The 15,045-nt window shown below is 44.9% G+C and carries 5 protein-coding genes and 1 pseudogene; 4 read left to right on the top strand and 2 right to left on the bottom strand.

Annotated features, from left to right (window positions below):
* The first annotated feature begins 168 nt into the window (after positions 1–168).
* The 4 genes and pseudogenes from FCL46_RS26120 (at position 169) to FCL46_RS26100 (ending at position 5,726) form a co-directional block, all read left to right on the top strand.
* Positions 169–771 carry a MarC family protein gene (locus FCL46_RS26120; protein WP_136808721.1) on the top strand — a complete coding sequence of 201 codons (603 nt, stop codon included), beginning with the start codon at positions 169–171 and terminating at the stop codon, positions 769–771.
* 938 nt (positions 772–1,709) lie between these two features.
* A complete protein-coding gene (locus FCL46_RS26115; RefSeq protein ID WP_136808722.1) occupies positions 1,710–2,756 on the top strand; it encodes a hypothetical protein in 1,047 nt (348 codons plus the stop codon).
* Positions 2,757–3,067: 311 nt separating this feature from the next.
* Positions 3,068–4,375, top strand: a pseudogene (locus tag FCL46_RS26110) (IS5 family transposase); the annotation flags it as partial.
* Between the two features lie 313 nt (positions 4,376–4,688).
* Positions 4,689–5,726 carry a hypothetical protein gene (locus tag FCL46_RS26100; RefSeq protein WP_136808725.1) on the top strand — a complete coding sequence of 346 codons (1,038 nt, stop codon included), beginning with the start codon at positions 4,689–4,691 and terminating at the stop codon, positions 5,724–5,726.
* Positions 5,727–6,276: 550 nt separating this feature from the next.
* Here the strand turns inward: FCL46_RS26100 and FCL46_RS26095 are convergent.
* Both FCL46_RS26095 and FCL46_RS26090 read right to left on the bottom strand, forming a co-directional pair.
* On the bottom strand, positions 6,277–6,846 hold the full coding sequence (locus FCL46_RS26095; RefSeq protein ID WP_228723284.1) for a PEP-CTERM sorting domain-containing protein: 570 nt from the start codon (positions 6,844–6,846) through the stop codon (positions 6,277–6,279).
* Between the two features lie 1,617 nt (positions 6,847–8,463).
* Entirely contained in the window at positions 8,464–14,988 is a 6,525-nt protein-coding gene (locus FCL46_RS26090) for an NACHT domain-containing protein (RefSeq protein WP_136808727.1), read from the bottom strand.
* Between the last annotated feature and the right edge of the window lie 57 nt (positions 14,989–15,045).

Genomic DNA, 15,045 nt, shown 5'->3' with positions numbered 1-15,045 from the left:
AGTGTCGGCTCGGTCCGACCCCATACCGATTTATCCCATGAACATTTTTTTAACCTTCTCAATTGTAATTACTTCCTGTAAGAACAATTGTTCTATGGGCAGCCTCGTGGTAAATCCTGAAAAAAATACCCGCGGTGACTTTAAAACTGTATTCCTTAAGGTGGTACATTGATAGTACAAACATTTATTAATTTCTACTTAAAGACCTTCTTTATTCTCACGCCATTTTTTGTGTTGTCTGCCTTTATCTCACTGACCAAAGATTTCGACGATACAGAAAAGAAACAGACCGCAGTTAAAGTTACCGTTGGCGTCCTGATCAGCTGCTTTATTTTCTTTCTCTTTGGCAAATACATCTTCGAACTCTTTGGCATAACCCTTGATGCATTTCGGATAGGTGCAGGCACAATTCTCTTTCTTTCAGCTATTTCCATGATATCAGAAAAGGCTGACACCAAAAGCCAGAATAACAGCCGGGATATTGCCATAGTACCACTGGCAATACCCATGACTGTAGGCCCAGGCGTTATCGGGATGTTGCTCGTTACAGGTGCCGAAGCAGGGACGATAAGTGAAAAGGTAATTATAGGACTAGCAATTCTTCTGGCGGTGTTGAGTGTCGGAATCATTCTTTACCTTTCCTCCAGCGTGAAGCGCTTGATCGGTGCACAAGGCCTTATTATTCTGCCTAAGATAACTGGTCTCTTTGTCTCAGCTATTGCAGCCCAGATTATTTTTACCGGTATACAAAATTTCCTACACCTGGGGTAAGCCAATCATCTGGGCAAAAAAGCAATCCACGATACCCCAAGAAGCTGCACTTCCAGTCGGTCCCTGGCCCCTTTACCACACCGTATCATGAGACTTGTACAAACATTTGGACAAGTATGTCACCAATAATTTTCTGGGTCCGCAACAGCGGACAGGGGGGTGGATACCAGGTTAGAGTTATTCCATTACGAGATTTTTTCGAGGATCTCTTCGATCCACAATCCTAATCTCTCCCTTAGCCTTGATCCTGATGGGTGACTGGTGCGGTGAAGATGTTACCGACACGTAAAGTTGAAATTATGGGTGCAATAAAGAACGGGTATTCTGTAAGGCTGGAGTTCCATGGCGACTATGTACCTTACGAAGGAAAATGCTGTTTTTTCCTTCATGGAGGATACCATTCCTTGACAGGGCCTTTTTATGGGTAACCCCTTTTTTTTTAACCTAAAGTGAAATGTCGAAGCAATTCTCCATGAACCAAAGTACCGGAGGGCGACCGGAGAAAATTCGATTAAAGATCAACACCACCGAAGCCAACTCAAGTTTGATCAATCCATTACCTCTGATGATCAGGCTCAAGTCTGTTGCGCTTACTGTACTTCTTCAACGAAATTCAAGTAGACTCCTTCACTGCTGAGACTATAGCCGTTATGGGAGGCTTGGTTCAGCAATCTCAATCTACTGATGTTCAAAGTAGAAGTGACAACCAAAAATTTGCCTTTCTCAAGACAAATGGTTCTAGATCTCATGATTGCACCTTAACTTACAAGATCTTCATTTTCTGATGCCCTGCCTCTCGGAAACTTCGTAAAAATTCACACCACCCCCCTATTTACTTAATAATTGAAACATATTAAACAATGTACCTTACTTCTAAAACAGTTATTAACACATGCAGTTTAACATCACGAAAGCAGGATAAAGGGAGAGTTGGGGAAATGAAAATCAAGGTCTGTGCATCAACGTTATTACTCGCAGTAACACTTTCAACCTCTTCGTTGGCCACCGTTGGCGATATTGATGGTGATAATCTTGTCGGACTTCCAGAGGCAATTAATGCTCTGAGCATCGCTGCAGGTGGATCAGAAATCACAACCGGGACAAAGTCATACAATTTTTTGGAATATTTCTTCCAAGATAAATCAACCTACATCTATACAAGCACAACCATTTCCATCGATGAGCCTCCCGGAACATTTGACAAAGTCATTCACTCAGAACTGAGTCAGGAAAATGGAGAAAACCTTCTGGTTATTCATTATAATAACGATACTGACTACGTAAGCATTTCAGAAAACGTACTTTCTTTCAGTAAATTTACATATCCAGATTATTCGCAATACCCTACTTCACCAATATTGATAGAGCAATACCCGACTCCACCAATAAAATTTGGTTTGACAAACATGAAAGTCGGCGAGACCCTTAGGACGATATACCAGCGATTTCCCGACACACCGTTCATCATCAGGGAATATACTTTTCTTGGCATTGAAGATGTCATCACTCCTGCAGGGCTCTTCCCCGACTGTATAGCGATAAAAAGAACCCTGTCAAATTGGTCTAGTAATCGAATTGAATATTTTGCAAAAGGTGTAGGCCGGGTAAAGAGAGTGGTTACAGGTACCTCAGATAATTACTACAGCACTGTTGAAGAACTGATCAGTGGAAACATTGACGGTACCCATTATGGCAATGACATGACACTATGCAAGGGGACGGCAATTGACTCAGACCAGAAATCTTTCGATATATCAATATCAATTAGACTACTTGATGACAATACTGCTGAGGGTACATTTAACCTCCATTCAGAGTGGGGTACTGATTCATACAACCTGACCTCTCAGGATCAGAACACATTTATCTGTTCAGGGTATGACGTAGAGGAGGAATACCAATGCCTCTCCTTAAATCAAAATCTCTTTTTCAGTGAATACGACGATATCCCTTATAATCTTCAAATCACTTGTGAAACCTATTGAGGCACTCCCTAGAATTTTCAATTCTGATTTAGTGTGAGTAATGTGCAGCGGTAATTTTTTGAGATAGCTTCGCATCTCCTGCTGCACACGATGAAGCTGGTATTCATGTTGAGGCTTTCACGATTTTCATCTGCACCCTCACGTGTAGTGGTCAAATATACATGAACACTTTCCTTAGGCTGCCTATCTAATCCCCCCTTTATTTAGATTGAACTCAGAATGACATAACTATCTGTAAAGACCTGATTATGTCTTGAAAAATTGTTATAATGTGCATGGTTTTATTCCTATATTCATCATAAGGCATGCACATGATCCGATATACGAGCAGCAAACAACTCTCACTTGAAGGATTTAAACTTCCTTTGGTGGAGAATTGAATCCGGAAAACAGGTGGGTTAAATGGAGCGAACATATTCCCTGGGATGATCTGGCTGTTGGGTATTACAGCACGATGAACGGTTCAAAAGGTCGACCAGGAAAAGACGCAAGAATGGTGATTGTTGCTTTGATCATAAAGCATAAATTGACCCTGAGTGACGAGGAAACCGTCTTGCAAATTCAGGAGAATCCATACCTGCAGTACTTCGTTGGTTTCTCAAGTTACAAAGATGAACAGCCATTTGCTCCCAGCCTGTTTGTTGATATCCGCAAGCGTATGGGAAAAGAGGTGTTTGCTCAATTTGAGCAAGTGATCCTTGATAAGCTTGTCCAATCGAAACCGGCGGATTTGAAAGAAGTTACCCACAAGGGGAAAATGCTTGTGGATGCCACTGTTGCTGAGCAAGCCATACGTTATCCGACAGACATGAGCTTGCTCAATGAAGCCAGAGAAATATCTGAGAGCCTCATAGATGAACTGTACGTTCTTAGTGGCTACACAAAGAAACCGAGAACGTATCGAAGAAAAGCGAGGAAGTTGTACCTGAAATTAGCCAAGAACAAAAAGCCCAGTGTGAAAGTAAGGCGTCGTGGTCTTCGAGAGCAGCTTCAATTTTTGAGAAGGAATCTGAAGCATATCTCTGAGCTCCTTGATCACGTTGGAAGCAAACCCTTTCCACTGGTGTATAAGCGGCAACGGCAGTATTGGATCATCCAGCATTTGTATGCGCAGCAAGATAAGATGTACACAAGTGGGCAGAAACGATGTGATGATCAAGTTGTCTCCATATCACAGCCTCATGTTCGCCCGATAGTACGTGGCAAAGCCAGCAAAAAGACAGAATTCGGTGCCAAAAACAAACGTCAACATGAGCGAGGGACTGGCTTTTGTAGATCACCTTGGTTGGGACGCCTACAATGAAAGTAAAGATTTGAAACCGCAAGTCGGGGAATTCAGGCTGAGGCATGGATACTACCCGGAAGTTGTATTGGGCGACCAGCTATATGGTTCACGTGAAAACCGAAAATACCTCAAAGAAAATGGAATTCGTTTTGGAGGAAAAGCCTTAGGACGACCACCCAAGAAGACAGCGGAGAATGCAGAACACCTTGAACAAATGAAGAAACAACGGACCCAGGACAGCCGGAAAAGAATACCGATCGAAGGGAAATTTGGCCAGGGCAAGAATGGTTACAGGCTCAATAGTATTTTCCTAGTGATGAACCTGACAGTACTGTGGGAAAAATCAGAAAAAATAATAAAAAAAACGTCTTTATCAGGCTACTACCATTTCCTTGAAAAGATTTTTACCCAATTACTACCAGACTGGTTAAAGAGTCACAGGCATTCTTTTGTTTTCGGTTAGGTTGCAAGACTCTTTTCTGAGGAGACTCTAATTAATATATAGATATTAGGAAACAAGTTGATTATTTTCCGCATTATGATTAAATTTCAAACACTTATAGCATGACTAGTATTGTTAAGTGCTTGTGTTCGTCAGTATCCACAGCGATTTTATTTTACTTGATTTTACAATGGGGGGAGAAAAGGTGCGAAAAAGTATCAGTATTGTGGGATTGGCATTATTATGCAGTGGAACTATTGGAAATACAGCAGTTATAGGCGATGTAAATGGTGATGATCTTGTCGGGTTGCCAGAGGCTATAAATGCCCTGAAAATCTCTGCTGGGATGACTGGAACAGTTTCCGAAGATGTTAAGGTTTATAATTTTCTGGACTACTATTACCAAGACAATGCGAAATACGTTTATAAAGAGACCTGGTTCGATGATGAGTATGGAACACCAATCATATCCTTTATAACACGTACAAGTGATATCGAAACTGTTGAAGGGCAGCCCCGGTACAGTATCGATTGGGGAAATGGAATTGATTATGCGACTGTTTCTGGAGATACAGTCTCTTTCACCTTATTTACTGAAACCGGTTGGGAAGATTCGATACCGCAACCTCCTATTCCTTTCGGAAAAACAGAAATGAAAGTGGGGGATATCATTCCAAGCGTGTATCAGTGGGAGTCCGATTTAAAACCACAATTCAGAAAATATGTATTCGAGGCTGTGGAGAACGTAACTACCCCTGCTGGTAGTTTTGACAATTGCTTGATGATAACAAGGGAAATTGCCGGTTCTCAAAATTTAAGGGTCGAATATTTTGCCAAATCTATCGGGTTGGTGAAACGAATATATATATCTTATAATTATAGATCTAGTCGTGAGCTTGTTGCTGCTGACATTGATTCAACTATCCAACTTGGAAATGAAGTAACAACCTGTGAAGGAACATTCAGCAAGGATGGTCAGACAGTTGGTGTGCTGAATATTGCATACCAAGATGAGGGCAATGGAATATATAAAGGTTCATTGTCTGCAGATGGCGACTGGTATTCGAATTATGAAATAACATCAACAGATGGGACAACGTTTACCTGCGTAAATAACAATGAAGGCATCCAAATTCAAGATTGTTTGTCGACGAGCCAAGGGACTTTTATCGACAGTTGGGATGGATTTGAAATGTATAACTATACAATCGACCTAACATGTTCGCAGGTTGGCAGCAATTAAGAGTGATCACTCAATTTCAGAAGGACGAATCAAGTGGTTATGAGAGCAATGCCTGTCGAAAGCAATATAACCACCTGATTGCCAGTTTGTTTCTAATCAAAGAACGCAATGGGTAAATTTATGCCCATTGATTGAAATGTGGATCTTTATCACCTTTTTATTGGAAATGAGGGGCGAATGGAGGCAAATCTGTTTTTGGCTTAATCTTATCTAGGGCCTCCTCAGAAAACAAACACAAGGGGTCACCCATTAAAAATCCCCATCTTTATTACGTATCAGACACGATCAAAAAGTTATAACAGCGGAAGTTACTCCACTGATCTATATAGGTCAGATCTGCTTACATAGAAATACACAAGCTAGAACTCGAAAGATACTGGATGCATCTCAATTTCATGTTAAGGAATCAACCACTTCAGTTTTCCATGTACATGAAAGTAAAGGAGATATATAATGGTGGTCAGCAGGGTTTGCTGGTAGGACAAAATACAAAAACCCTGAGATGCTGCTACATCTCAGGGTTATTAAGGTAAAGTTATAGCTGTAGCGCTTAATATCTTTTTCTTCTGTTCATACTGGCAAGCCCTGCCATCCCTGTTCCAAAAAGCAGCATGGTTGCTGGCTCAGGCACCGAAGCATCACTGGTGAAAGACCACGATAACGTAGTCGAAGCATCTGTGGTCTGTCCTGAAAGAGCCCACTCTCCGTACGTGTCTTCATAACCACTGTAGCTGAAATATCCGGTTCCACTTAAAAATAAAGATGTAGAATCCTGTTCCCCGACTGTAAGCGTTGTCAGAGTGAATGTAACCCCGTTCACCTCCCACAAAACTTTTCCATCACCTGTCACATCTGTAAAATAAAAATCATTGATAGTACCTGTTTCCCACGCATCAATATAGGAATCCAGAACACTGCCGGTCTCAACTCCATTCACCACAAACATGTCATCAGAAAAATCAATGCCAATTGCATCAGCCAGGCTATTCCCGTCTTCGAGTACATCAAAGCCGCCACTGATACTGATATCACCAGAAATAAGAGCAGCAGATGCCACTCCTGCCACCATAAAAGAACCAACAACAGCAATTACCAGTCCTTTACACAAAGATTTTTTCATCCTTTCCTCCTTAAATTGAATTAACTCGAGTACTACTTCCTTTAAAAAGGCCAAACCAACACTTGCCATGGATTGGCCACCCAAATGCAAACACCTTTAAAGCCTAGCTGACTAGTGTCGCGTCAACGATGAAATTGCGAAATATTGCGCTGGATTTGATTGTTCCTGTACTGTGCCGCCTTGCCATACATAGGGGGGCTAGGTGCGGAAAGTTGGCGCGGTACAGGAACGGACAAAACAAGCACGATACGTCAAAACATCGTTAACGTGACACTAGCACTTGCTCAGAAACAAATCGGACGCACCACCAAGACAATTTCATCTTTTTTAAACAGGTTTTGAACCATGTAGACCGAGAACATGCGAAACTATTTCTTGTTAGGAATACTAGAGATATAATGTGCAGATTTTGTGTAAGAAATAAGGATTTTAACAACTAGAAAAAGAACATCAATACCATTGGATTGGTAAATTCAAAGAGGCGTGGAGGCTTCAGAAAAGAATCCGGGGATAGAATACCACCCTTGACTCTTAAGAGGACAGCCCACAGGGCAGAAAGAGTTATCTTTGACTCCATTCTTATTATGAGGAGATGTGAGCAGAAGACACCGGATATACCATAACACAATCCCTTGAGTTACATGGAGTTCAGTTCGATTCCCGTAGTCTTCCATCATTTAGAATGACAATACACTCTTTTAGGTAGCCATTAGAAATATCTTTATAAAATGACCAGAATAAGACCAGAGAAACGAAGAAAGGGTTTGCAGCAATTTGCCGCAAACCCTTTCTCTATATGGTACACCCTGCAGGATTTGAACCAACGACCTACGGCTTAGAAGTCTGCCACAAACATCATGAAATACGCCATATCAACAACTTGCACAACGTAAAGGAGCGTGTTTTTTGCCGCATTTTGCACCCCATACGCTCCTCATCTCCGCGTTTTACAGGCACATCAGAAAAACCATTAAAACAAAATAACAAAAGAATGAATAATCATTACACGACATGGTTAAAAAGCATGTCGTCAATTATTTTAACACTACTCCTGATCATTATCACTTAGTCGGTGATCGTGGAAGGTAGTTTATACATAAAATGTGGATCATCTCAGAACTTAGGGAGGCACTGCCATGTAACTACCAGACGGTCCGCTAAATGCGCGGCAGGACCAGGATCAATATAGCCAGCTCGGGCATTCAGGTATTAGGTGAACTACCACGATTCATCTCACTTTTCCTATCCACGGCGTTTCATCCTCATCCCACCAACTGGAACGCCATTTATTTTTGTGGATCAGGAAAGTTTATAAATCCAAAACAAAATAATCGACAGCTAAGATAAAAAGAAAGAAGCTCGCCCCCCTCAATACGCCACTGAGGGTAAGATTTTCATAGATAAAATCTATATGCGGGATTTCTTTTTGGCTGTTAGGTTGCAGGAGAACGTGTCTCCCTGGACTTAGGAGTTAGTAAATAAGATGACAGGAGGACAATCAGAGCTTCGATGTGACAATATTAGGGGAAAACACAGGCAATTTATCTGATGTATCTAATGGCCAAAATTCAAAGAACAACTTGACATCGTTCGGGGCCAGAGATTCTCAACAGCTTGTTAGTACACAGTTTCAGATGCCTTCTTGGCATACCAAAAACGGGGGGATTCACCACTCCGCTTCAAGCCCACATACAGTTCTCGAACACCGGAAGATTCGTCATAGCTTTTGTTGGATCTGTATTTCGAGAAATCGAGCTTGAATATGAGGCTTCGTTTGCAGGACCTGAGTGCTCTGCCGAGCCAGTCATGCTCTGCCCACAGGATGGCCCCCTCATTCTGATAGCTGCGTCCACGAACATCGAAGTCTGGTTTCCACTCCCCCCAGACGTCGCTCTTCAATACGAGCCTCCCCGCGTTGTCGTGCCAGTGCCGACCATCATCGTTGGAGGCCAGCCCAAGCAATTTGTTGATCGCCAGCCCCAACTTTGGACGAGCTATCGTACCTCGTGCGGCCCACTCGTCACGTTCATCAATGCCAACAGGATACTTCTCCGGCTCCCATATCAAAGGGGTAAATGGCCTTTTCTTGGAGTAGCGATCAACCATACCATCAGTTTTAAATCTGGGCAGCCAAAGATCATAAACTGGTGTTTTCGCCAACTTTGTGCATTGTCCGACAGCGCCGCGTTCCATAACCAAGGCTGAGATTAGGCTGACGTGTACGCCATCCTGAGATACCCAGTGCCCGTAGAGTGGTAAGAAGCGATCCTTTGAGCCCTTGGGAAACCCAACCTTCTTAAACAGCAACTCCTTTTTGACAAGTGTTTCCTGGTTCCCTTTACGATTGCCAAGAAGGTATTCCCGCGCCTGAGCTGGAACTGGGTCTTTGTGGTCAGACAACCAGGACCCATCCTCAAACGAAACATCCCCGTCTTGTATAAACTTCTGCCAAGGATTCAGGCCTCCCCAGTAATAGCTTCTCCGCTCAACGGGCATGGTCTTTACGAGCGTGGTTGCGGCGTGAAGCAGAGTATGCCGTTGAATGTGCTCAGCATAGGTCTCGAACCTTTCGTCGCCTTGGTAACGAACCCTGCCAGGAAAGTCGGACATGCTCTTAGCATCCGGCCAACGTCTTTTCACTTCATCGGCAACGCGATCGCAAGCTTCATTTTCGGATATCCAGAAAAGCCCTGCCAGGCTTGAAATTTCGGACTCTACGAAATCGTAGTCGAAACCAAACTCGAACCGGCGGTCCTTGTTGTCCGGCCAGCCATCACGTTCAACGATGCCATGCGGGGGAGTTTGAACTTCAGTCCACAACTGCGCAAGTTCAGGGCTCATGGATTTACCGCCCTCAATATGCTTCAGGCATCGGGCGAGATGAAGCTTATTGAGCACGTGCAAATCGTTTCGCTTTGCTAGCGCTGCAATTTGCGACTTCAGGGGTTTGAGCGTCTCGCCGTGGTGTAGAGCTGCGCGCGCCAATCCCATCAGTAACCATTGCTGTGCATTCATAAAGGCGAAATAATGCTCTTCGGAAGCCAATGATGGGTTCTCATTGATATCAAAGTAGTCAAGCAAGCGCCCAACATCCTCGGTCAATCCGACATCGAGCATGTACTTCAAGCTACGTGCGGCACTCCACCTGACAAAAGCATCACTATCACCGAGCAGATGCCAGATGATATCCGCAATAGCATCTCTTTCCTGGTTCTTGCCAGCGAACGCGTTACGATACATGCCTTCGCCAATTTCATCACCAACCTTTGCAGCTGAACTTGATAATAAGTTCTCAAATGCATCCAACGCCGTCGAGGTTAAAGTGTGGCGCGACAGGCTGGTCGCTAGTTGGAGCCATTCGTCCCCTCTGAGTTCAAGGCGTTCCTTCGCAATCGTTTCCAAAACAATTTGCAGCACGAATATTGGATCGTCGCATAGATTGGACATGCGGTTGATTTGCTGGGAAATATCCGAATAACGAAGATCAAATAGCTCTGAGCCCTTGAACGCAAAAAGCTTCTTAATCAAATCAGATACACTTTTTCTCAAATGCGCCGAGCTATTGCCCCAATCCTTCACGCACTCTATTATTAGATCAAGTGCGCGATCAAATTTTAGCTCAGCAGACTCACAAAGTGCCTCAAGAAATTTAGCCCGTTTGTCATACGGGCAAGCTTTCCGCAACTCGTCGAACAGACGTTTCCTGTTCTCGAACGGCAACCCATCAATGGCCTGAATTGCCACATCCAGAGATGTGGCACATGTAGGATCACACTTGTCAATAACGTCAGCGAGTGCGTTAGGAGTATGCTCATCATGTTTTTTGGCATGTGCTTGAAGGCTGTATTCAGCATTGGTCCAGCCATGATTGCATTCAGCATTTTTGATATCACGCCGACGCTTTGCGGCCTCGCTCTCTCCTTGCAGATACGCACGAAAACCCTCGTTGTTTATCTCTTCAAAGGCATCCATACAGCCCAACAGGCTCTCAGATAGTCCTTTCCATCCGCCAAAACTATGTTCTTGCTCCAGCTTTTGTGTCACTACCGAGAAAATCGCTCTCCTGTCCTTAGGCTCGGCAACGGAAAGCAGATCATGGATTCCCTTGCCGACCTGCCATTCATGCCAGCCATGATCTTCACAGATTGTGAGAAGCACTGCAGAGCGGCGCGCATCCAGATGACCTGCTTTCGCGAGGTAACAGGCAAGCTGTGGAAGGCCGTAGGAAAAATTTACAGCACCCTGATCGTACCAGCGTATCAGCTTGTAGATTGCAGGAAAGCCAATGGAGGAAGCAGCAGCACGTCCGAATAGAGTCCATCCGAACTTTGATGGCTCATGTTGAAAGATCGTTTGACAAAGGTTCATAAGCCTATGCGAAAGCTCCGGCTTCATAAATCCACCTGACTGTTCTGCTGAGTAGTGCAAGGCAGAGTAAATCAGGTCGAAATCATCACCACCCATCTGGTCAAGCTGAGCCAATCCTTGAGCATAATATTCTTGCGCTTCACCAACACTCATTGAGATCAAAGATCCAGCTAATTCCCGGTAAGACTTGCCACGTTGTTCGATGTAGTCATCCTTGACTATGTCGCTGGAAATCGTGTTTGCGAAAGCCCCTGCGACATCCGCCAGATTAGGGCGCCTTGCGATAAGAGCGAGAACGCTCAGCTTGATGGCGAGCGAAAACCGGTTCGTGTTAATGATTTCTACGAGCTTTTCAGCCTCGTTCTCTTCGACCGTTTCGCTATGACGAAGCAGCATACTGGCAAGCCCAATGCCGACGTGTCGAGCAACATTGTCTTTTCCTGTTTCAGCCCTCCAGTGCACATCGGGTCTCAACGAAGATTCCCAGACAACCAAGAAGTCGTAAAAAACGTCATTTGACAGCGCAACCTTTGACAGAAGTGCGGCCTCAATAGGTTTGCCTAGCTGCAGGGCGCAGGTTGCGCCCGTTACAATGATCTCCTGTTCTTGCTTGGAAAATTGCTTGTATTTCTCTGGCTTCAGACCTTTTCGCACCCAGTTCTCGTATTTCGTTACGAAGAGACTATCAAGGAACAAGCTGAGATCAGCTTCTGTGGCTATTGATATTGTCTTTCGCCCTATTTTCACCTCCTCCGGCATAAGATCATGAAAGGACAGTTCTTTGCCAGAAGACCACGCCTTGATGTAAGCGGTTTGAACAGGTATCCAAAGCCAGTTCATGTCATGATGCACACCATAGTCGTAGCTTGACGGCCTACGGCAGCGATATGACTTGAGCAGCCGCTTCGTTGACTGCCTTGAATTCACGACGAGGGAATTCATCGCCGCATCGGCAATGGTCCCCTGCAACTCCATCTCGTAGCCGGTGTTATCGTCGGGAACCTTTTTCTTGTATCTCTGAGAGAGCGAACTCGCGGCTCGTGACACAGCCTTTAGTTGTTTTTTTGAAAGGCCATACTCGTTAGAAAGTAGGCCAATTTGCAAAATGAGAGAATGGCACCTTTTCGATCCAGCGAACTCGGCCAAGGTTAGCAAAGCTTCACTTCCATTCGACGCTTCATGGTATGCGCAAAGAGTGATCAGCTCTTGAATGACCGAGAGCGCAAACTTGATATTCCAAAGCTTGATGTTCCGATTAAACACCGAGAATTCATTCTTCAAAACACTCAAGAACATCACTGCCGCAATGTCGGACACCTCTGGTCTCGAGCGCTCAACCTGTTTGGTCTTGTCATCGTTATGGAGATACCAATTTATCCAGCCAATAGCCCTGCTCTGATGAATAAGCGCTTCATCGAGCTCATTAGAAAAACAATATGCGACGATGAGCCGCGCATCACGTGCACCGCGCCAACCGGAACGATCGTTGAACAAGCGGCGGGAAGCATCCGAGTCTCCAAGGATTGTTGCCATCGCAGGTGAGCGCCTGATAAACTCATCCCCCCTCGCATTAGCCGAAGCTACCTGCGATAGTTGCATCGTCAAACTCAGTACACGGTCTAAGTCCTTGTCGCGCGAGGCAAGTGAGAATGCCGCATAAAGCCGCGCAAGTTTCAATCTGCGACGGCCATATTCAGACTCAAGTACGGTGGGGAAATCATCGGAACCTGCAAGCTGATAAGCCCTGTTGCTATCACCAATCACCACCAGGAAATGGGGTAGCGCTTCTGCTGCGTAGATTGAGTTCTTCTGCGACATTTGAAGCCTTTGCGCGATGGATTGCTGCGCAGAAACCTCGCTTGCGTAGTGATCTTTTATGTAAGTCTCTGTAGGTTCGTCGCGAAAAATCGCACCGTGTGTGACCAGCTCAAGCATTGGTGCTAGATCGGATGCGGCGCTATTAACCTGTGAGTCTGACCAGCCCAACGCCTTGGCCAATTCAGTAAGTGGAATGGGTGGTGGGAGAAGCGACAGAGCGGCGAAAAATTCGCGAATCTCCATCTCGCTCCAGCCGGCCGTGTGTAGGTCACGGAATATTTTTTCGCATTTTTGTGCAATTAGTTCTTCGACCGATATTTTAGTCTGTGGTGCGCTACCAGACACATTCGTGTCCCAACTTTCGACTAGGTATTCAAGAACCCGGGCATTGCCTCTTGAACGAATGAGTGCCGTGGAAAGTTCTAAATCCTTAATATTTTTGCGTCTTGTCTCAAGAAATTGCTGGGTTTCCTCCTCAGTGAAAGGTTCAAGCTCAAGGCGCTTCACCTGGCTCTTGCCGATAACCCCATCCATCCTATGGGGACGCGCAGTGAGCAAAAGCTTCACGCCGTTGAGGGGATCCGCGCTGAGCGATGCAAGCAGCAGCCTGGGAAAGGCAACTTCATTCCGTGCATCAGCTTCCAGTTGCGCATTGTCTGCAGCGTCCAAAACAATCAGTACGCCTTGCATGGCGGATTGGTATTGGACGGTCTTGCTCGCTTGATTGAGACGCTTTCGGGCAATTTCGATCAAGCCATATTGATCGCTATCGGTTGGAAGAAGTGGATCACAGAGACCGCGCGTTGCAAGTTCATTTATGATTTGTAGCAAGCCAATCTTGGGCATGTGACGTGCTTGAGCTTCGGAGCGATATGAACCGCCACCAAAGCAATCGAAGACGACGACCTCGAAGGTATCTGTCAGATGTGCCGCTAGGCTCTGGATAAAGACTGTTTTACCGACACCACCGTCAGCATGTAGAAATACAGGTAGATTGCTAGCTTTGATTTCGTCTTTGATATCTTGTAGGACACTGCGCTCGACGACATCACCAACATTCACAAATCTCGTATCTGCAGGAAATAATTGATCTTCATCACACTCGAGTGCGTTGAGAATATCTTCACGCCTAATAGAATTCTTGCCCTGACCCTCGATTTGCGCCTTCTCGCGGACAAGCTCCACCAGAGCGAACAGTCTTTTTGCCGCATGCCCGGTTGAGTTAGCCGACCAATCACTGACTGTTCTGCGCAAGGATCGATTCTGTGCTGGCAAATCACTTGTTGCAGCACGAAACTCGATGAGGGGGAAAATAGCTTCCGCTTCTATCTCCTCTTCTTTGCACCAGGTTTTGAGATATTCAAGTTGCTTCTTGGCGCTTTTGGACTCCGGTGCACGATCCAATTTCAAGCAGGCTATGGCCTCCCAAAGATCACCCGACAATTCCGCATTCGTCACGAACCCGAATGACAGCTTCTTACCGATCTCTTCATCCGAAACACTGGTTTTGAAGGCTCGTAGAGTTGCAGAGAATTTCTTAACTGTTTTCTTAAGATAGGATGATGTAACGGGCTTGGCAGCTTCCTTGTATTTGAACTGTAGAATCTGCTGGGAGGTACAGGTCTCGAAAGTGTCGCCATTGCCATAGAAGAGAGTCAGGTCGGCGATATCTTCAGCCTCTTGTCCCAACTCCAAGTGCTCGTTCGGAGAGAGACCCTCAATAACTATCGCGAAGAGATTGTCTTTTGGAAACACGAGTTGTAGCGCACGCCGTGCCGCCCATCGTTCGTGGAAGGTATGCCCACTGCGTGACACTCTGACGTCGTCTATTCTCACTACTGCATTATTCATAAAGACATTAACTCTTAGAGCTTGGCTGATTTCATAATATTCAGGTATAGAGAGCGAAGCCAAAACATAAAATTGTAAGAAATAGGGTACTGCGAACGCTTGCATGGAATTCAGCTGACTCTCGAATTATGCTGAGTCCGTTGGTATGATTTGTACGCTCGG

The sequence above is a fragment of the Desulfosediminicola flagellatus genome (genome assembly GCF_005116655.2).
Taxonomy (GTDB): Bacteria; Desulfobacterota; Desulfobulbia; order Desulfobulbales; family Desulfocapsaceae; genus Desulfopila; species Desulfopila flagellata.
This window is presented reverse-complemented; position numbering and strand designations above follow the sequence as displayed.